The following is a 17,777-nucleotide window of genomic DNA, read 5'->3' as shown; positions in this document are numbered from 1 at the left end:
CCAACCTGATGGTGCAGGTCAGTGGCGTGGTGAAGGTCGGTAGCCGGGTCAGGCGAGGCTCCCGTAAGACAAGCAATCGACCAAGGAAGATGCCCCTACCGGGAGCCTCGTTGCTGTCTTACCCCGCCTCGATCCCGCTGTCCACCCGATCGCTGAACCACCTCGCCGACCTGATCCGCACCCACCGCCACCAGCGACGATCCCGCTGGCGCCGACTCGACCCGGGCCGGCAGGCCCTGCTCGCCCTGGCCCACCTGCGCAACGGCGACACCCTCACCCGCCTGGCCGCCGGATTCCAGGTCGGGGTTGCCACCGCCTGGCGCTATATCCGCGAGGCGATCACCTTGCTCGCCGCGACCGCCAACGACCTGCACCAGGCGATGACCAGGATCCGGCTGCTGGCCTACGTCATCCTCGACGGCACGCTGATCCCGATCGACCGCGTGCACGATCAGAAGCCGTACTACTCCGGAAAGCACCGACGGCACGGGATGAACGTGCAGGTAATCGCGGATGCGGCCGGACGCCTCGTCTGGGCGTCGGCGGCACTTCCCGGCTCGGCACACGACCTGACTGCTGCGCGAACCCACGGCATCATCGCCGCGTTGACCAACGCTGACGTGATGACCTTCGCGGACAAGGCGTATCAAGGCGCCGGCGGTTCCGTGCGTACTCCGTTCAAGCGGCACCGCTACCGGCCGAAGCTGTCGCGCCGGCAGAAGGCCGTGAACAAGGCCCACGCCCGGAGCCGCTGCCGCGGCGAACGCGCCGTCGCCACCCTCAAGACCTGGAGAATCCTGACCAAGCTGCGCTGCAGCCCCTCCCGGACGACCGCAATGGTGCAGGCCATCCTCGTTCTCCACCACGTCGAAAACCCGACCTACCAGGGAGGAAAAGCGCTCGGCCATGCCGACCGACCCTAGTGATGAGTTGTCGCGCCCGCACCCGTCACACCTACGACGGGACACGACGAGACGGAAGGATGACGTGATGAGTGCGGACACGCGGCTGGAGGAGCTGGGCGTGGCCGGGCTGGGCGGGAGCGGTCTGGGCGAGGTCGACGAGCCGGCGTTCTCGGGGCTGGCGCAGCGGCACCGGCGGGAGCTGCACGTGCACTGCTACCGGATGCTCGGGTCGTTCGAGGACGCCGAGGACGCCGTACAGGAGACGTTCCTGCGTGCCTGGCGGCGGCGGGAGACCTTCGAGGGGCGGTCGACGTTCCGGGCCTGGCTGTACCGGATCGCCACCAACGCCTGCCTGGACCTGCTCGCCAAGCGCCGCCCGGAGCCCGCGACCGGCGGCGAGGTGCTGTGGCTGCAGCCCTACCCGGACCGGCTGCTCGACGAGCTGCCCGCGGGCGACGCGGACGAGCCGGAGACCGTCGCCGTCGCGCGGGAGACGATCGAGCTGGCGTACCTGGTCGCGGTCCAGCACCTCGCGCCGCGCCCGCGGGCCGTGCTGATCCTGCGGGACGTGCTCGGCTGGCCGGCGAAGGACGTCGCGGAGCTCCTCGGGGACTCCGTCAACTCCGTGAACAGCGCGCTGCAGCGGGCCCGCGCCGGCATGCGGGAGCACCTGCCCGCCGAGCGGCAGGACTGGACCGGCGGCGAGGAGGACGCCGGGACGCGCGAGCTGGTGCGCCGCTTCACCGAGGCGAGCGTGGCCACGGACATCCCGGCGCTCGCCTCGATGCTGCGGGACGACGTGCGCTGCTCGATGCCGCCCACGCCGGGCCTGTACGTCGGCCGCGACGCGGTGGTGAACGACTGGGTCGAGGACGGCTTCGAGAGCCTGAAGGGTCTGCGCGCCGTCCTCACTTCCGTGAACCGGCAGCCCGCCGTCGCCTTCTACCTCTGGCGGGAGCGGGAGGAGGCGTACCTGCCGCTGACGATCGACGTCCTGCGCGTCACCGGCGGCGCGATCACCGAGATCATCATTTTCCACGACGACCAGTTCCCGCGGCTCGGGCTGCCGGAGCGCCTGCCGGCGGACGGCACGGAGTAGTCCCGGTGTGGACGCTCACGCTGCGCGGTGGCGCGCGTGTCGCGGTGGTCGCGGCGGAGTGGCGCGACGCGTTCGGCGTCGTCACCCGCGGGCGGGTGCAGCTGGAGCTGCGCGACGGCGAGCCCGGGCCGGTCCTCGGACGCGACGCCGGGTTCTGGCTCCGCGGCACCGGCGTCCGCGCTCTGCGCAACCCCGGCCGTCGCACGGCGAGGGTGCGCGTCGTCACGCCCAGGGCCAGGACCGTCACCTGCCAGTCAACACACCCTGTACGCCCGTTACCGAATGATGGAGAAACGACATGAACAGCATGAACGACACCGGGGTCGTCGCCGGTTCGGCATCGGGGCAGGCCAGCCACACCCGCCGACTCCGCGGGCTCGCCGGCACCGGCTTCATTGCCACGCTCGCAGCGATGGTCGCCACCACCCTCGCCGCTGCGCTTGCCCAGGCCGTTGGCGTCGACTTCGAGGTCCCCGATGGTGGCGAGACGATCCCGTTGTCCGGGTTCGCCGTGGTGACCGGCTTCTTCTCGGTCGTGGGCATCGTCATTGCCGTCGCTCTTCTTCGTTGGAGCGCTCGCCCCGCCGAGCGATTCGTGTGGACGGCAGTGTCGCTGACCGCGATCTCGTTGATCCCGCCCCTCCTCTCCGGGGCAAACACCGCCACCACCACCGCCCTCCTCGGGCTACACCTCGTCCCTGCGACGGTGATGATCTCCACCCTGGCGCGGAGCCTCCGCACCCGGACCGATTGACGATCCCGCAACGGGACAACGCGCGGCGCAAGGGCGTGCGCGAGCGCACCAACGTGGCCCCCGGTGCTGCCACCCTCCATTCCAGGTTCCTTTTCTTGGTCAATTCGAAAGCTGAGTCGCGTGTGCGAAGAAGCACAGGGCACCTTGCGGGATGAAGACCAAACGCCATCCGCTTCGGTCGGGGCGCACCGGTTACCCCGGGTCGCGTTCACCCTGGCCGACCCCGCCGTCGCGCGCCTCCCATGTGGATTCGGCTCCTGCGCGGCTTGAGCCGGGATCTGACCCTCTCTCGGGTCGACGTCAGGCTCAAGCCGCGCCGGGACGCGCTCGCAGCCGAGCCCTGACACCTACGCCTGCGGGAGGCGGCCACGCCGTAGCCGGCAGGGCAGGGAGCGCTGTTTGTGACGTGGGAGGTTGAAAAAGGCTCAGTGTGCATTCGAATCGCACCCGGGTACGCGGATGGCGCGGTGGACGAAGTGGGAGAGTCGCCCGGCATTCACCCGGGACACGTTGAGGACGCGGGTCCAGCTGCTGCTCATAAACGGCGGGCCGCCCGGTTCGACCCCGGGTCCGGCGACGCCACTCCCGCGGCCGTCGTCAGCCCATGTGCACGGCGTTGGCCGTGGCCAGGTGCGCCTTGCGGACCTTGATCAGCAGCAGGGTGGCCAGCCCGGAGAGCAGGATCAGCCCGGCGCCCCAGGCGAACGCCACGGTGTAGCCGTGCACCAGCGCCTTCACCTGGGTCATCGGGTCGGGGACCCGGCCGACCAGGTACGCGGTGACCGCGCTGGTGTACATGGTGTTCAGCAGGGCGGTGCCGAGCGATCCGCCGACCTGCTGGGTGGCGTTGAGGGTGGCGCTGGCGGCGCCCGCGTCGTGCTCGGGCACCCCGACCAGGGCGAGGCTGGACAGCGGCACGAAGGTGAAGCCGAGGCCCATGCCGAGGATCACCTGGGCGGGGAGCAGGTGGCTGACGAAGGACGTGTCCACGTCGATCTGGGTCAGCGAGAGCATCGCGGCGGCGGCGAGCACCGCGCCGGCCACCATCAGCGGCTTCGCGCCGAGGCGAGGCAGCAGCTGGCTGGCCACGCCCGCGGCGACGAGGACGCCGGCGGTGACCGGCAGCGAGGCGAGGCCCGCCTCGACCGGCGTGTACCCCAGCACCACCTGGAAGTAGAAGGTGAGGAAGAGGAACGCGCCGAAGAGCCCGGCGCCGATCAGGGTGGAGGCGATGTACGCCCCGCCCCGGTTGCGGTCGAGCAGGATGCGCAGCGGCAGCAGTGGGTGGCTGGAGCGCAGCTCGATCAGCACGAACGCGGCGAGCAGCACCAGCCCGGCGGCGATGAACCCGATGGTGGCGGCGGCGTCCCAGCCGTCCTCGGCGGCCTTGGTGAAGCCGTACACGAGGGAGACCAGCCCGGCGGTCACGACGACGGCGCCGGGGATGTCGTAGCGGGTGTCGCCGTGGGCGCGGCTCTCCGGGACCAGCGGGATCGCGGCGAGCAGGGCGATGGCGGCGATCGGGATGTTCACCAGCAGGCACCAGCGCCAGTTGGCGTACTCGGTGAGGACGCCGCCGAGGACGAGGCCGACGGCGGAGCCGCCGCCGGCGATGGCGCCGTAGACGGCGAACGCCTTGGCCCGCTCCTTCGCCTCGGTGAAGAGCACGGTGAGCAGGGCCAGCGAGGCCGGGGCGAGCAGCGCGCCGAAGGCGCCCTGCAGGGCCCGGGCGGCGAAGAGCAGGCCGCCGGTGGTGGCGAGGCCGCCGATGGCGGAGGCGAGCGCGAAGCCGACCATGCCGACGAGGAAGGTGCGCTTGCGGCCCCAGTAGTCGGCGATCCGGCCGCCGAGCAGGAGCAGGCCGCCGAAGGTGAGGGTGTAGGCGGTGACCACCCACTGCCGGTCGGCGTCGGAGATGCCGAGGCTGAGCTGGGCCTGCGGCAGGGCGATGTTCACGATGGTGGCGTCGAGCACCACCATCAGCTGGGAGATCGCGATGACCGCGAGCACCAGCCAGCGCCGCGGGTGCGCCGCCGGCGCGACAGCGTCCGGTGCGCCGGGCGCGGTCAGGGTGTTTCCGGGCATGGGGCCAGTGCCGGTAGATGGTGGCCTTGCTGACGCGGGCCCGGGCGGCGACGGCGTCGATGGTCTTCGTTTGGCCGCCGGAATATGAGCCACGTCGCAGTGTCAGCCGAAACGAGTTCGTTCCGCAGGGGTTCATCGAGGATTCACCGAACGGGGCGAGGAACGCGTTCCCGAACCCACCCGGCGTGGACTTCGCTACCGTCGGGGCGTGGCCGAGGTGAACCTGCGCCTGCGTGGCGGACCGTACGACGGGCAGACCGTGGGCTGGGACGTGCCCGACGCGGACGACCCGCCGATGTCGTACGAGCTGAAACTCCACGGACCGCACGAGGCCGTGGAGATCTACCAATACCAGCGGGCGGAGCGCGCGCCGGAGGGCGTGGCGGACTGGATCTACGAGGCGCCCGACGTCGGGACGCGGTAGGAGAGCGGCCGCGACGTGAGCGAGGTGCTGGAGGACGGCGACATCTACTTCCTCTACCGGCCGCGGGTGGGCGAGCGGCACGTGGAATCGCTCGACGAGGTGCAGCGGCTGCTGGTGGTGCTGCATCCGTGGTACGGGCGGCGGCGTCTGCGGCTGCTCGTCGCGGGCCGCAAGCGCCTGCCCGAGATCGACGAGCACGACCGTTTCTGGGCGTTCGTCGACGCCGTGGTGAGCCGGCCGGAGGAGCTCTACGAGGCGCTCAGGCGGCACCTGTACGGGACGAAGGCGCGTGGTGAGCGGTTCCAGCCACCGGCTCGTCCGGTGGCCGAGGGGGCGTACTGCATCACCCGGCACGACGAGCACACCCATCTGGCGTACCAGCTCGAGCTGCCCCGCCGTCCCGGTCCGCCGCAACACGAGCTCCGGATCGAACCGGAGGCGAGCTACGTCGTCACGGTGCAGAATCCGCAGGCCCCGTCGCCGCCCGGGGTCGGTCTGCCCGGCCACGGCCGGGCGAAACTCCCCGCCAACCTGCAGGAGCGCTTCGGCACCCGCCGGTTCGTCCCTCTCGATCCGCCCCGGTTCCTCGACCACGCGGGCGTGGAGATGGTGCTGATCGGGACGGCCCACGACGCGTCGGCGGAGCTCGGGATCGACCTCGACGCCGAGGTCGAGCGGGCGGCCCGGAACACGATCTTCGAGGATCTGCGCATCGGACGCGCGGAGCGGCCGGCCGCCCCGCTGCTCACCGGCCGGTGGCAGTGACGGCGTCCCGCGACTCTCACCGCTCGGCGACGAGGACGACCGGGACCGACACCACGTTGATCCGGCTCCCGTCGCGCGCGGAGACCTCGTACACCTCGACGGTGCCGGGACCGGTGACGGCCACCCGGTAGCCGACGGTGGCCCGGTAGTCGCCCCGGCAGCCGGAGCCGCAGGCGGCCGTGGTGAACGAGGTGCCGACCTCCCGGCCGTCCGCGGCCAGGACCCGGACGCTCACCGTCGCCTCGAAGACCTCCGCGCTGCCGGTCACGGTGACCGGGCTGGTGACCCGTTCGCCGATCGACGGGCCGGTCACCACGATCGCCGGCAGCAGGTCGGCGTAGTCGTCACGGCCGGTCGACGCGCCGTCGGTCGGGGTGAACGCCACCCGGCGCACGGTGGGGAACTGGGTCAGTGTCCAGACCACCTGGGCCCGGCGGAGCCGCGCCGTCGCTGTTCCGCCGCTGTCGAAGCCGGCCGGCGGGGCCAGCGCGGCGACCCCGTCGGCGATGCGGACCACCTGGACGCCGGCCGGCACCCGGGTGGTCAGGCCGACCGCCGCCTCGGCGCGGGACGGTCCGGCGGCCAGTTCGGTCAGCGCCAGCCGGGACGTGGCGACGGTGGCCGGGAGCGTACGCCGGGTCGGCGCCAGCTTCCCGTCCCGGACGAACCAGAGCTGCACGGTGATCGTCCCGCCGTCCGGTCCGTCGGGCGTCACCGGGACCGTCGTGGTGGGGGAGGCCGGCGGGGGACGACGGCTCGGCGTGGTGGTGGCCGGTGCGGGGGCGCGCGGCGTGGCGGTGGCGCCGGCGGTCGTGGGCGCGCCGACCGGGGCCGGCCCGAGGGTGCCTGTCCGGGCCGGGGCGCAGCCGGCGGCGAGCACCACGACCGCCGCCAGCGGAGCGAGCAGGCGTCTCACCGGTCACCCCCGGAGGGTTGGACGGGCAGGTCGAGGCGGAACAACGTGCCCCGGCCGGTCTCGCTGCGCACGCCCAGCCGCCCGCCGAGCAGTCGGGCGTTCTCCCGGGCGATGGCCAGGCCCAGCCCGCTGCCCGGGCCGGTGCGGGACGGGTCGACCTTGTAGAACCGGTCGAAGACGTACGGCAGGTGCGCGGCGGGGATGCCCGGCCCCTGGTCGCTGACCTCGACGATGACCGACCCGTCGGTGCGCCGCACCTCGGCCCGGACCGCGCCGCCGCCGTGCTCGACCGCGTTGGAGACCAGGTTCGCCAGCACCCGCTCCAGGCGGCGCGGGTCGGTGTCGACCGGCGTCGCGTCCCCGGCCACGGTCACCCGGCCGGTCCAGCCGCGGGCGTCGACGATGCCGCCCAGCAGCGCGACGACGTCCACCGGCCGCACCGACAGCGCCTCCCGCCCGGCGTCCAGCCGGGAGATCTCCATCAGCTCCTCGACCAGCCGCCGCAGCCGCACCACGTCGGTGACGAGCAGCTCGGCGGCCCGGCGGGCGTCGGCGGGCAGCGAGTCCAGCTGCTCGGCGAGCAGCGACGCCGCCGCCACCAGGGCGGTCACCGGCGTACGCAGCTCGTGCGCGACGTCGGCGGTGAACCGCCGCTCCCGGGCCCGGGCCCGGGACAGCGCCTCGATCTTCGTCTCCAGCGCCTCGGCCATCTCGTTGAACGACGCGGCCCAGGCGCTGAACTCGTCCCGGCCGTGCACCGGCAGCCTGGTGTCCAGCAGGCCCTCGGCGACCGCCCGGGCGGCCCGGCTCGCCCGCCCCACCGGCTCCAGGGTCCGCCGGGCCAGCGCGTTGCCCACCCCGGCGGCGAGCAGCAGCACCGCCGCCCAGCCCACCAGCAACGCCGTGCGGAGCTGGCGCAGGCCGTCGACGAGGTCGTCCTCCACGGTCACCACGTACAGCTCGGCGGTGGAGCCGGGGATCCGGCCGCCCACCACGAGCAGGTGCGGCCGGGCGCCGTCGGGGGAGCGCTGGTAGCCGAGCTGCCCGGCGGTGACCGCGGCCCGCAGGTCCCGCCCCGGCGTCGGCGCGTAGCGCGGGTTCGACGCGGCGGTGTCGCCGGCCACCAGCAGGACGTGCCGACCGTTGCCCTCGAAGCTGGCCAGCAGGTCCGCCCGGCGGGCGTCGGTCAGCGGCAGGAACTGCCCGGCCAGCACCAGCTGGTAGCGGGCGTCGGCCGCCGCGCGTTGCAACGAGCCGTCGAACCTGGCCTGCCGCAGCATCAGGTACGAGCCGCCGGCCAGCACCCCGGCGGATACCCCGGCGACCAGCACGAACGCGACGACGAGCCGGCGCCGCAGGCGCCCCGGGGGTACCCGGCCGGCCATCGCGTCACCCCGTCGACAGCTTGTAGCCGGCCCCGCGGACCGTCCGGATCAGCACCGGCTGCCCGGGATCGTCCTCCACCTTGGCCCGCAGCCGCTGCACCGCCACGTCCACCAGCCGCGAGTCGCCGAGGTAGCCGTGCCCCCACACCCGGTCCAGCAGCAGCTCGCGGGTGAAGACCTGACCGGGTCGGCGGGCCAGCTCCAGCAGCAGCCGGAACTCGGTCGCGGTCAGGGTCAACTCCCGTCCCGCCTTGCGGGCCACGAAACGGCCCGGGTCGATCTCCAGCGGGCCGGCCGTCACCGTGGTCTCCTCGACCGGGGCGACCGCCCGGCGCAGCACCGCGCGGACCCGGGCGATCAGCTCCGGCAGGTCGAACGGCTTGCGGAGGTAGTCGTCGGCGCCGCACTCCAGCCCGACCACCACGTCGATGGTGTCGGTGCGCGCGGTGAGCATCAGGATCGGGACCTGGCTGCTCCGGCGGATCTCCCGGCACACCTCGAAGCCGTCCAGGCCGGGCAGCATGACGTCGAGCACGATCAGGTCGACCGGCCGGGCCCGCCAGCCGGCGAGGGCGGTCGGCCCGTCCACCGCGGTGTCCACCCGGAACCCGGCCCGGCGCAGACCGAGGGCGGTGACCTCCCTGATGGAGGCATCGTCCTCGACGATCAGCACGCGGCCCTCCATGACGACCTCAGGGTAGCTCCGGCGCGACGGTGCGGGACCCTGGCGCAACGGTCGGTGATGAGGGCCGACCGGCCCCCATCACCGGTGTGGTCAGGCCTGCCACTTGTGCGCCACGTCGAGCACGATCCGGCTGTGCGTTCCCGGGCCGGTGAGCACGAACACCCGGTACGGCAGCTGCGCCCGGACCCCCACCGCGAAGGTGGTGTAGCCCTCGAAGCTGCCGCCGAAGACCACGTCCCGCAGCGTCCGGTAGCCCAGCGCGTTCACGGCATGGTCGCCGGTGCGGTACGGCAGGGTGGCGACGTGGTTCTCGTCGTACGCCGGGGCCCGCAGGGAGACTCGCAGCAGCGCCCCGCCCGCCGTGTACGGCGACAGCGCCAGCCCCTGCCCCTCGGTCCACGTCTCGCCGTACGCGACCGACCAGCCGTTCGCCGGCCCGGCGAACTCGAACACCACCCGGTCCCAGCAGTCGTGCTTCCCGGCCCGGACCTCCATCAGCGGGGCGCTGCTCAACGCGCCGCCCGACTTGGCCGTGCTGCCCCAGGTGATCCCGCAGTACGGCGTGGTCGCCGCCGCCGCGCCGCCGGTGCCGGCGAGCAGGCCGCCGAGCAGGACCGTCAGCGCCACCAGCGCTCTCCTCAGTCTCATCGTGTCCTCCCTGTCGATGTCGAGGGACCTGCTCCGGTGGTCCCGCCTCGACGGTCGGCGCGCCGTGCCACGGTGGCTTCGCAGCCGGGTAACCGTCGGGTAACAGCGACCCGTCCGCGCCGACGGTCCCGCCCCGGGACCGTCAGCGGTCGACCGTGGGAAGCGCCGACGGGTCGGACAGCGTCCGCAGCGGCGACCGGTACAGCGGCAGCCAGGTCAGCGCGGCGCCGGCCGCGCCCACCCAGAGCGACGTACGCGCGCCCGCGTACTGGCCGAGTAGCCCGGCCAGCCCGGCGCCGACCGCGATCGCGCCGGTGAGCAGGAACCGGAAGGTGGCGTTCATCCGGCCGAGCAACGGATCCGGGGTGACCCGCTGCCGCAGGCTGACCCCGATCACGTTGCCGACCCCGGTCCGCCACGCCAGCGCCAGCCAACCGAACCCGGCCAGCCACAGCCACCCTCCGGTGTCGACCAGCGCGACGAGGGCCCCGGCCGGCGCCACCAGCACCCCGGGCAGCCAGAGCGCCCGGCCGTGCCCGATCCGGGCGGCCAGCGGGCGGGCCGTCACCGCGCCCAGCAGCGCGCCCACCCCGCCCGCCCCGAGGAAGAACCCGAGTATGCCGGCGCCGAGCCCGAGCTCGCGCAGGAACACCACCGGCAGCATCGTGGTCATCAGGTTCACGGTGAGGTTGATGCCGGCCAGCGAGACGGCGAGCGGACGCAGCAGCGGGCTGCCCAGCACGTGCCGTACGCCCTCGGCGAGCTGCCGCCCGAAGTCACCGGTCGTGCGCTCCCGGTCAGCGGCCGTCGGGGCGGCGGGGCGTACCCGGGTGAGGGCGAGCGCGGCGAGCAGGTGGGTGACCGCGTTCAGGGCCAGGGCGACCGGCGCGCCGAGCCACTGCACGAGCAGCCCGCCGAAGCCCCGGCCGCCGATCTGGATGGTCGCGTTGCTGGTCATCAGCAGCGAGTTCGCCGCCACCAGCCGGTCCCGGCCGACCAGTTCCGGCAGGAAGCTCTGGGCGGCCACGTCGCCGAAGACCGTGCCGACGCCGGTGAGCAGCACCACCGCGTACAGCTGGCCGATGGTGAGGGCGTCCGCCCACCAGGCCAGCGGGATCGAGGCGTACAGCGCGGCGCGGGTCAGGTCCGCGGCGAGCAGCACTGTCCTGCGGGGCGACCGGTCGACCCACACCCCGGCGGGCAGCCCGATCAGCAGGAACGCGACGGTGCTGAGCACGGCGAGCAGGCCGACCTGCCCGGGGGTGGCCGCGAGCACCGACACGGCCAGCGCCGGCACGGCCAGGTAGCCCACCTGGAAACCCAGGTTCTCGGTCAGGCTGGCGGCGTAGACGTAGCGGAAGGGCCGGGGCCAGCGGGTGGACCCCGGCGCGGCGGTGGTGGCGGTCATGGCGACGACCCTGGTCGGTGCGGGTGCCGGGGTCGATAAGTTTGAGCTGCGTCGAATTCGTGGGGAGGTGTCGATGCTGAGCGTCGCGCTGGGGGTCCGGGACCTGGCCAACATCCGGTTCGCGCTGTCGCCGCTGTGGGAGGCGGTCGCCAGCGTCCGGGTGGTCAAGAACCCGGACTGGTTCCCCGCCCACCAGCCGTGGCACCGGCAGGTCCGGCCGCGGCTCTCCACCGTGGACTGGCGGCTCCTCGCCGACCTGGTGCCGGTGCCCACCGTGGTGATCCCGGCGTTCGTCTGCGCGCCGCCGCTGACCGCCCAGCCCACCCTCGAGCTGGAGCTCGCCGCGCTCGCCGCCACCCCGCCCGAGGCGGTCCGGGCCGCCCTCGACGGCCTGCCGGGGCCCCGCCCGCCCCGGCTCGCCGCCCTGTACGCCGACCCGCCGGCCGGCCTCGCCCGACTCGCCGAGGAGATCGGCGCGTACGCGGACGCCGCCATCGCCCCGTACTGGCCCCGGATGCGGACCCTGCTGGAACGCGAGGTGCTGGTCGGCGCCGGTCGGATGGCCGCCGACGGCGTGCAGGGCCTGCTCAACCGGATCGACCCCTACGTCTCCTGGGACGACGGGACCCTGCACGTCGACCACCTCACCCGGGCGGGCGCCGCCGCCCTGGACGGTCGGGGGCTGCTGCTGGTCCCGTCGGTGTTCGCCGGGTCGCGGGTGTGGTCGAACCTCTCCGAACGCGCGCCGCAGCCGGTCCTGCGCTACCCGGCCCGGGCGGTGGGCGCCCTGTGGGAGCGCAGTGCCGCGCCGGCCAGCGAGGCGCTCGCCCGGGTGCTGGGGCGTACCCGGGCGACGCTGCTGCACGAGCTGGCCGTGCCGGCCGCCACCACCGAGCTGGCCCGGCGCTGCGGGCTGGCCGCCGGCACCGTCTCGCACCACCTGACCGCGCTGCGCGACGCCGGACTGGTGGGCACGCACCGGGTCGGGCGGTTCCTGCTCTACGCCCGGACCAGCTCGGCGGAGGCGCTGATCGCCGGCGCCGGTCCGCCCGAGGCGGCCGGTGGCGCAGAATGACCTGATGCCCGGCCGCTCCCCGCGTACTCCCTCGGTGTCCTGCGTCTTCGTCTGCCACGACGGGGCGGGCCGGTTGCTGCTCGCCCGGCGCGGCGCCGGTGCCCGCGACGAACCCGGCACCTGGGACACCGGCGCGGGCGCGCTGGAGTACGGGGAGACCTTCGAGGCCGCCGTCGCCCGCGAGGTCCGCGAGGAGTACGCGACCACGCCGCTGGAGGTCACCCTGCTCGGGGTCCGCAACGTGCTGCGCGACGACCCGCCGTCGCACTGGGTGGCGGTGGTCTTCGCGGTCCGGGTCGACCCGGCGACCGTCGCCATCGGGGAGCCGCACAAGTTCGACCGGCTCGGCTGGTACAGCCGCGACGACCTGCCCACCCCGCTGCACTCGCAGCTCCCGCCGACGCTGGCGCTGCTGCCGGACCACCTGGGCTGACCGCACCGGCTACCGTGACCGGATGCCGGTCACCCGACGTCGACTGTTGCAGTCTCTCGGCGCCGCCGTCGGCGTCACCGGGCTCGGCGCGGGCGGCCTCGCCCTGGTCGACGCCGAGGTGCTGCCCGGCCGGTCGGTGCTCAACCACGCGCTGGGCCGCTGCGCCGCCCGGCCGCCCGACGCGCCGCGCGGCGCCGCGCAGCCGCCGGTCACCGGCACATTCCGCTCCGCGGCGCGCCGCCGGGAGGTCGCCTTCACCATCTCCTACCCGCCCGGGTACGCCCCGGGCGCCGACCTCCCCGTCTGCCTGGCCCTGCACGGGTACGCGGCCGACGCCGGCACCGCCGTCACCGCCGCCCGGTACCCGGAGTTCCTGGCCGGCGCGCTGCCCGACGGGGTGGCCCCGTTCGCGCTCGCCGCGCCGGACGGCGGCAACGGCTACTGGCATCCGCATGCTGACGACGATCCCCTCGGGATGCTGGTCGGCGAGTTCCTGCCGCTGCTCGCCGCGCGCGGCCTGCGGACCGACCGGGTCGCGGTGGCCGGCTGGTCGATGGGCGGGTACGGCGCACTGCTGGCCGCGCTGACCCACCGCGACCGGTTCCGGGCGGTGGTGGCGACCTCACCGGCGATCTTCCACTCGTACGACGACGCCCGCGGCGTCAACGCCGGCGCGTTCGACAGCGCCGACGAATGGGCCCGCTACGACGTGACGGCCCGGGCCCGGGAGTTCACCGGGTTGCCGGTGCGAATCGCGATCGGCGCCGCCGACCCGTTCGCCCCGGCGGTCCGGACGCTGCGGGACCGGCTGCCCGACCCGGGCGTGGTGACGATCGGCACGGGCTGCCACGACAACGACTACTGGGCCTCGGTCGCCCCCGAGCAGGTGCGGGCGATCAGCGCGGCGCTGGCTGGCTGACCGCCTCGCCGTCGTCGACGTGGACGATGGTGATCCACGATGGCGGCTGCGGCGCGTCCGTGCCGACCAGACCGGCGATCACCCGGGCCGACTCCAGCGGCGCCGCCGGCCACGTCGACGACGGCGAGTACCGCGTCCTGGTCAACGACGAGGAGCAGTGCGCGCTCTGGCCCCGGCACAAGGCGGTCCCGGCCGGGTGGCGGGACGCCGGCTGCGCCGGCAGCCGCCAGGAGTGCCTGGACTTCGTCGAGCGGACCTGGACCGACATGCGCCCCCGCAGCGTCCGCGAACACCTGGCCGCCGAAGCAACCCGGCTGGGCTGATCCACCGGGCGGGGCGCCCCCGTCGAACCGGCCGCCACCGCCCGGCCGGTCAGTAGCCGCGGTTCGGCCAGTGCGGGTCGTCCCACCGGTCCGGGCCGGTGAGGCCGAGCAGCCTGATCCGGTGCAGCAGCTCCTCGCCGGCGCCGGCGGCCCGCAGCGGGGCCGGGGCGTGTCGCAGCAGCCAGTCGGTGAGCTCGGCGCGGAGGGCGTCCTCGCCGGCCGCCGTCTCCCAGTTCTGCCACGGAAGCTGGTCGCCCAGCAGGTCGTACTCCCACTCGGCGAACGACTCGGCCAGCCGCCGGCCCGCCACCGGACCGGGTCGCCGACAGCCAGGCGTCGAGCCAACGACCGAGCGTGCCCGAGGCCGTCACGAGCATGGGCAGCACCACGTGCGCCGGCACCTCGGCGTCCGGGTCGGTGAGCGTGACGACCCACCAAGTGTCCAGGAACTCCCGCACCGCGGCGGCCTGCTCAACGGGCCACCGCTGCCATCGGCCGAGGTCGAACGCCCGCCCGGCGCCTTCCATGCCCAACGACGTAAGCTGCCCGTCGACCAGGGCGGTGGCGAACTGCATGCGCGGCCTCGGAACACTCGGGCAGCACGTCGAGGCAGAGCTGTCGATAGGCCGCGTAATAGTCGCCGTTCTGGAGCCGCGTGAGGTACCTGACCAGGGCGGTCCGGGCCTCGCGCCGCTCCTGCCGCTCGTTCTGCTCGCCGAGCAGGTCCGCGACGCCGCAGCAGGCCAGGAGGCAACACACGGCGAGCAGGGTCACCATGAGTCGGCGTCGTCGACGCCCGATCTGGGCAGTCACCCGCCGGAGGGTACAGCTCAGTGGATCGCCCGCAACGCCTCGCGGAAGTCGGCGGTGGCCGGCTCGTGCGGATAGCGCCGGTGCAACTCCGCGTCCACCTCGCCGGCGACCAGAAGCAACGACGGTAGTGACCGACGAGCGGCGGTGAACGCCGTCAGCCCCGTACTGACCGCCTTCTCCAGGTCACCAGCCCGTGCCGCGGTGGCGGCCAGGGTTAGCCGCGCCTCGGCCGTCCGCATGGGCGACCGGTCCGTACCGTCGGGTGCGGTTGCATCGCGGATGACCTCCGTGGCGAAGTGCTCGGCGAGCCGGTCGTCCTCGGCGAACCGGTAGGCGTCCATGGCGTAGAAGAGCCACTTGGCGGGATCGACCTCGAAATGGTTGTCGGGGCGCTGGGGTGGGGTCAGTGATTCCAGCATGCGTCGGCCACGGTCGAGGGTCCGGCGTACGCCGGTGACGTCGCGGAGGCGGCCGAGCGCCTTGGCCTCCTGCGCGATGAGCTGCACCACCACGGCGGAACCACCGGCCGCCTCCTGCCCAGCCCGGGCGGCGGCGAGGACCGCCGGGTGCCGGGACTGGGTGAGCGCGAACCAGGCGGCCATCTCCCAAGCCCATCCGATGATGCTCGAATGCCCTGCCTCCTCGCCGAGCTGCCGGGCGGCGGTCCGGGTCGCCTCGGCGCCGGCCCGCATGCCGAGGTCGTACTCGACGCAGCCGATCAGCAGCGCCAGCCAGCCCGCGCACACCAGCAGTTCCCGATGCTCGCGCAGTCCTATCGGCTGACGCAGCAGTCGGGCCACCTCGCGCAGCCAGCCCTGACCCTCCGCCCGGAGCTGACGTGCGTCACGCCAGCCGTACTCGCAGCAGAGTTCCGTGACGGTCGCCTGGAGAGTCTCGATCGTGGCCGGTGCGGTGTCGCCGGCCTGCATCCGGCGCAACAGTTCGGCGGTTTCCCAGGGGCGGGCGTCGACGGCTGCGGCGACGTCCAGATGGGCGCAGGCGATCAGTTCGCCGCGGGCCCCGAGCACGTCGTCGAGCCGGCGGACCAGGTCCTCGGTCGGCCTGCGGCGGCCGTTCTCGATCCGCGACAGGTGGCCCTTGTCGGCGGGCAACCGCTCCGCGAGGGCGGCCAGCGACAGACCGCGAGCCTCGCGCATCGCCCGCAACTGTGGTCCGAACGACGGCACCGCACCGCCCTCCCCGCCGTTGCCCGTTGCCGCCCGTCGGTGGCAACCCGCAACCCGTCGACCTGCTGAGCGTACCGCCGCAGAGTGGGGGCGACGATGACCGTGGGTGTTCGCGTGGCAACAAGCTGCTTTTCCGGCCGTCGGCCACCTTTCAGAGGGGAGATCCGGTGCGGCGTGTGTCGTACGAGGAATATCTGCTCGCCGTGGCGCTCACCCTCGCCCGCCGGCACCGCCCGGTCCGGTGCTGGCGGCGGTGGCGCTGCCGCTGTGGCGCGGACCTGCCCTGCCGGACCCGGCACCGCATCCCGATCGGCCGTGGCCACTGGCCGGGGGAGCGGTGACGACCCACGATCCGGTACTGCCAGTGTGGAGCTGCGGCGGCTGCGGCCTGCCCTGGCCGTGCCCGACGCGTCGCCGGGAGCTGCGCGCGGAGTTCGACGACGCGCCCCCATGTCGCTCGCCCTCTACCTGGGCGCGCAGCTCGTCCGGGCCAGCGCGGACCTGACCTGGCTGCCGGCGGGCGGGCTGCACCGGCGCTTCCTCGGCTGGCTGAGATGAGCATCCTGCGCAACGGCGACGAGAAGTACCACTACAGCGACGGCTCGCACCGCTGGGTGCCGCCCGATCCGGAGCTGGACCGGGAGGTCTGGGGGGACAGGTCCGCCAGCACCAGCACCGGCACCTGACCGGCGAGCGGCCGACCGTACGCGTGCGCCGACTGGCCTGACGGCAGCGTCTCGGGTCGGTGCGGATCGACGGCACCGGCCTGAAGCGGCTCACCGACGAGCCCCGGTTGTACCAGTCGCCGGTGTTCTCCCCCGACGGCCGCTACTGCGCGGCGCTGTCGGTGCCGCCGACCAACGAGTACCCGGACGGCGGCAACATCATCGTCTCCACCAGCGGCTTCGGCGAGCCGTGGTGGATCCCCGGCGACGAGTACGACGACAGCAGCCGGCTGGACTGGGCGCGCCCTCTGACCCGCTCCACCCTTCGACGCGGCGGCCGGCTTCCCGGCCGCCGCGTCGGCGTCTGCCGACACCGTCGCGCCGACCGCGCCTCCGACGCCGTCCGATGCGAGGCTGGACGACAGGACGGTCGCCGGGCGACGACGACAGTGGAGGGTGCGATGGCGGAGTCACCGGCCGCGACCCCGTGGCGCGGCGCGCAGGCGCACGGCCGCCGGGCCAACCGGCGCAGCTACCACGACGGCGTCAAGGTCAACGGGTACGTCGACGACCCGTACCACCGGATCCGCCGGGCCGTCGCGGCCCGGATGGTGGCCGACGGCGTCACCGGGCGGCTGCCGGTGCTGGAGCTGGGCTGCGGCCCGCGCGGCATGCTCGACCCGGCGGACCTGCCGGTGCCGCTGGTGCTGGCGGACCTGGCGGAGACGGCGCTGCGCGACGCCCGGCGGGCCGCCGGGCCGGATGCGCTACCGGTCTGCCTGGACGCCACCCGCGGCCTGCCGTTCCGGGCGGGCAGCTTCGCCGGGCTGCTCACCGGTGAGCTGATCGAGCACGTCTACGACCCGGTGGCGCTGCTGCGCGAGTGCCACCGGGTGCTGGCCCCGGGTGGGCTGCTGGTGCTCACCACTCCCAACCTGGCCACCGTGCAGGACCGGGTGTCCTTCCTCCTCGGCCGCGCCCCGCGCCAGGTGGACCCGCTGCACCCCTACCTCTGGCTGCACATCCGGCCGTTCACCGCGTCGCTGCTGCGCCGGGTGCTCCGGCGGGCCGGGTTCCTGCCGCTGGCGATCCGCTCCAACCAGGTCGGTTGGCGGCTGCCCGGCGGACGCTGGGTCACCTCCCGGCTGCTCGCCCGCCTGGCGCCGGGACTCGGCGGTTCGCTGATCTGCGCGGCCCGCCGGGGCGCCGAGCCGCCGTCACCAACTGTTACGGGGCAACGAAACAGTGCGTGATCGTGATATTGACAAAGGGCTATCATAGGGAAATC

Annotated in this window: 21 protein-coding genes, 1 tRNA gene and 1 pseudogene; 14 read left to right on the top strand and 9 right to left on the bottom strand. The window is 73.9% G+C overall.

Going from position 1 to position 17,777, the window contains the following annotated elements:
* Positions 1-110 precede the first annotated feature (110 nt).
* From EV384_RS24630 to EV384_RS35080, 4 genes are all read left to right on the top strand, one after another.
* Complete coding sequence (locus tag EV384_RS24630) at positions 111-923, top strand: transposase family protein (protein WP_130340798.1); 813 nt, start codon at positions 111-113, stop codon at positions 921-923.
* A gap of 67 nt (positions 924-990) precedes the next feature.
* Positions 991-2,004 (top strand): RNA polymerase subunit sigma-70, encoded by a 1,014-nt coding sequence (locus EV384_RS24625; protein ID WP_130336896.1) that lies wholly within the window; start codon positions 991-993, stop codon positions 2,002-2,004.
* A gap of 298 nt (positions 2,005-2,302) precedes the next feature.
* The gene (locus EV384_RS36365; RefSeq protein WP_242624268.1) at positions 2,303-2,758 is read left to right on the top strand and encodes a DUF6069 family protein; all 456 of its coding nucleotides are present in this window, start codon (positions 2,303-2,305) and stop codon (positions 2,756-2,758) included.
* A gap of 461 nt (positions 2,759-3,219) precedes the next feature.
* Positions 3,220-3,340: transfer RNA gene (locus tag EV384_RS35080), tRNA-Glu, on the top strand.
* Positions 3,341-3,355: 15 nt separating this feature from the next.
* On the opposite strand, the gene EV384_RS24615 is transcribed toward EV384_RS35080, so the two are convergent.
* Positions 3,356-4,843 (bottom strand): MFS transporter, encoded by a 1,488-nt coding sequence (locus EV384_RS24615; RefSeq protein ID WP_130336894.1) that lies wholly within the window; start codon positions 4,841-4,843, stop codon positions 3,356-3,358.
* A gap of 208 nt (positions 4,844-5,051) precedes the next feature.
* On the opposite strand from EV384_RS24615, the gene EV384_RS24610 reads away from it, so the two are divergent.
* Entirely contained in the window at positions 5,052-5,267 is a 216-nt protein-coding gene (locus EV384_RS24610; RefSeq protein ID WP_130336892.1) for a hypothetical protein, read from the top strand.
* 15 nt (positions 5,268-5,282) lie between these two features.
* The gene (locus EV384_RS24605; RefSeq protein ID WP_130336890.1) at positions 5,283-6,032 is read left to right on the top strand and encodes a hypothetical protein; all 750 of its coding nucleotides are present in this window, start codon (positions 5,283-5,285) and stop codon (positions 6,030-6,032) included.
* Positions 6,033-6,048: 16 nt separating this feature from the next.
* Here the strand turns inward: EV384_RS24605 and EV384_RS24600 are convergent, their stop codons facing one another.
* The 5 genes from EV384_RS24600 to EV384_RS24580 all read right to left on the bottom strand — a co-directional run bounded on the left by EV384_RS24600 (position 6,049) and on the right by EV384_RS24580 (position 11,074).
* On the bottom strand, positions 6,049-6,948 hold the full coding sequence (locus EV384_RS24600; RefSeq protein WP_242624267.1) for a Gmad2 immunoglobulin-like domain-containing protein: 900 nt from the start codon (positions 6,946-6,948) through the stop codon (positions 6,049-6,051).
* Positions 6,945-8,333: a sensor histidine kinase gene (locus EV384_RS24595; protein ID WP_130336888.1), complete on the bottom strand. Its 1,389-nt coding sequence runs from the start codon at positions 8,331-8,333 to the stop codon at positions 6,945-6,947. Before EV384_RS24595 ends, EV384_RS24600 begins: the two co-directional genes overlap by 4 nt.
* Before the next feature lie 4 nt (positions 8,334-8,337).
* Positions 8,338-9,018 (bottom strand): response regulator transcription factor, encoded by a 681-nt coding sequence (locus EV384_RS24590; RefSeq protein ID WP_130336886.1) that lies wholly within the window; start codon positions 9,016-9,018, stop codon positions 8,338-8,340.
* A gap of 90 nt (positions 9,019-9,108) precedes the next feature.
* Positions 9,109-9,666, bottom strand: a complete 558-nt coding sequence (locus tag EV384_RS24585; RefSeq protein WP_130336884.1) for an AMIN-like domain-containing (lipo)protein — start codon at positions 9,664-9,666, stop codon at positions 9,109-9,111.
* Positions 9,667-9,808: 142 nt separating this feature from the next.
* On the bottom strand, positions 9,809-11,074 hold the full coding sequence (locus EV384_RS24580) for an MFS transporter (RefSeq protein ID WP_130336882.1): 1,266 nt from the start codon (positions 11,072-11,074) through the stop codon (positions 9,809-9,811).
* 73 nt (positions 11,075-11,147) lie between these two features.
* On the opposite strand from EV384_RS24580, the gene EV384_RS24575 reads away from it, so the two are divergent.
* The 4 genes from EV384_RS24575 to EV384_RS24560 are packed head-to-tail and all read left to right on the top strand — an operon-like array spanning position 11,148 to position 13,824.
* Entirely contained in the window at positions 11,148-12,149 is a 1,002-nt protein-coding gene (locus EV384_RS24575; RefSeq protein ID WP_130336880.1) for a DUF5937 family protein, read from the top strand.
* Positions 12,150-12,153: 4 nt separating this feature from the next.
* Entirely contained in the window at positions 12,154-12,582 is a 429-nt protein-coding gene (locus tag EV384_RS24570) for an NUDIX domain-containing protein (RefSeq protein ID WP_130336878.1), read from the top strand.
* Positions 12,583-12,604: 22 nt separating this feature from the next.
* A complete protein-coding gene (locus EV384_RS24565) occupies positions 12,605-13,501 on the top strand; it encodes an alpha/beta hydrolase (protein WP_130336876.1) in 897 nt (298 codons plus the stop codon).
* Between the two features lie 26 nt (positions 13,502-13,527).
* Positions 13,528-13,824 carry an MbtH family protein gene (locus tag EV384_RS24560; RefSeq protein ID WP_130336874.1) on the top strand — a complete coding sequence of 99 codons (297 nt, stop codon included), beginning with the start codon at positions 13,528-13,530 and terminating at the stop codon, positions 13,822-13,824.
* 49 nt (positions 13,825-13,873) lie between these two features.
* Here EV384_RS24560 and EV384_RS24555 read toward each other — a convergent pair whose 3' ends face one another.
* The 3 genes from EV384_RS24555 to EV384_RS24545 form a co-directional block, all read right to left on the bottom strand.
* Positions 13,874-14,134, bottom strand: coding sequence for a hypothetical protein (locus EV384_RS24555; protein ID WP_130336872.1), 261 nt, complete (start codon positions 14,132-14,134; stop codon positions 13,874-13,876).
* A 161-nt stretch (positions 14,135-14,295) separates the two neighbouring features.
* Entirely contained in the window at positions 14,296-14,637 is a 342-nt protein-coding gene (locus EV384_RS24550) for a hypothetical protein (protein ID WP_130336870.1), read from the bottom strand.
* A gap of 17 nt (positions 14,638-14,654) precedes the next feature.
* Entirely contained in the window at positions 14,655-15,824 is a 1,170-nt protein-coding gene (locus EV384_RS24545) for a helix-turn-helix domain-containing protein (RefSeq protein ID WP_130336868.1), read from the bottom strand.
* A 167-nt stretch (positions 15,825-15,991) separates the two neighbouring features.
* On the opposite strand from EV384_RS24545, the gene EV384_RS35075 reads away from it, so the two are divergent.
* The 4 genes and pseudogenes from EV384_RS35075 to EV384_RS24530 all read left to right on the top strand — a co-directional run bounded on the left by EV384_RS35075 (position 15,992) and on the right by EV384_RS24530 (position 17,742).
* Positions 15,992-16,165: a hypothetical protein gene (locus EV384_RS35075; RefSeq protein WP_165440064.1), complete on the top strand. Its 174-nt coding sequence runs from the start codon at positions 15,992-15,994 to the stop codon at positions 16,163-16,165.
* Positions 16,162-16,379: pseudogene (locus tag EV384_RS24540) on the top strand (hypothetical protein); the annotation flags it as partial. The gene EV384_RS35075 and the pseudogene EV384_RS24540, both read left to right, overlap by 4 nt.
* Positions 16,379-16,510 carry a hypothetical protein gene (locus EV384_RS36860; protein WP_278045637.1) on the top strand — a complete coding sequence of 44 codons (132 nt, stop codon included), beginning with the start codon at positions 16,379-16,381 and terminating at the stop codon, positions 16,508-16,510. The pseudogene EV384_RS24540 and the gene EV384_RS36860, both read left to right, overlap by 1 nt.
* A gap of 59 nt (positions 16,511-16,569) precedes the next feature.
* A complete protein-coding gene (locus EV384_RS24530) occupies positions 16,570-17,742 on the top strand; it encodes a class I SAM-dependent methyltransferase (RefSeq protein ID WP_242624265.1) in 1,173 nt (390 codons plus the stop codon).
* Positions 17,743-17,777: the final 35 nt, after the last annotated feature.

It is taken from the genome of Micromonospora kangleipakensis (genome assembly GCF_004217615.1).
GTDB classification, from domain to species: Bacteria; Actinomycetota; Actinomycetes; order Mycobacteriales; family Micromonosporaceae; genus Micromonospora; species Micromonospora kangleipakensis.
This window is presented reverse-complemented; position numbering and strand designations above follow the sequence as displayed.

Bases quoted from the DNA above. Each gene is read 5' to 3' on its own strand.
- EV384_RS24615 (WP_130336894.1), bottom strand. From the start codon at position 4,843: ATGCCCGGAAACACCCTGACCGCGCCCGGCGCACCGGACGCTGTCGCG.
- EV384_RS24570 (WP_130336878.1), top strand. From the start codon at position 12,154: ATGCCCGGCCGCTCCCCGCGTACTCCCTCGGTGTCCTGCGTCTTCGTC.
- EV384_RS24595 (WP_130336888.1), bottom strand. From the start codon at position 8,333: ATGGCCGGCCGGGTACCCCCGGGGCGCCTGCGGCGCCGGCTCGTCGTC.
- EV384_RS24585 (WP_130336884.1), bottom strand. From the start codon at position 9,666: ATGAGACTGAGGAGAGCGCTGGTGGCGCTGACGGTCCTGCTCGGCGGC.
- EV384_RS24580 (WP_130336882.1), bottom strand. From the start codon at position 11,074: ATGACCGCCACCACCGCCGCGCCGGGGTCCACCCGCTGGCCCCGGCCC.
- EV384_RS24565 (WP_130336876.1), top strand. From the start codon at position 12,605: ATGCCGGTCACCCGACGTCGACTGTTGCAGTCTCTCGGCGCCGCCGTC.
- EV384_RS36860 (WP_278045637.1), top strand. From the start codon at position 16,379: ATGAGCATCCTGCGCAACGGCGACGAGAAGTACCACTACAGCGACGGC.
- EV384_RS36365 (WP_242624268.1), top strand. From the start codon at position 2,303: ATGAACAGCATGAACGACACCGGGGTCGTCGCCGGTTCGGCATCGGGG.
- EV384_RS24560 (WP_130336874.1), top strand. From the start codon at position 13,528: ATGGTGATCCACGATGGCGGCTGCGGCGCGTCCGTGCCGACCAGACCG.
- EV384_RS24590 (WP_130336886.1), bottom strand. From the start codon at position 9,018: ATGGAGGGCCGCGTGCTGATCGTCGAGGACGATGCCTCCATCAGGGAG.
- EV384_RS24575 (WP_130336880.1), top strand. From the start codon at position 11,148: ATGCTGAGCGTCGCGCTGGGGGTCCGGGACCTGGCCAACATCCGGTTC.
- EV384_RS24625 (WP_130336896.1), top strand. From the start codon at position 991: ATGAGTGCGGACACGCGGCTGGAGGAGCTGGGCGTGGCCGGGCTGGGC.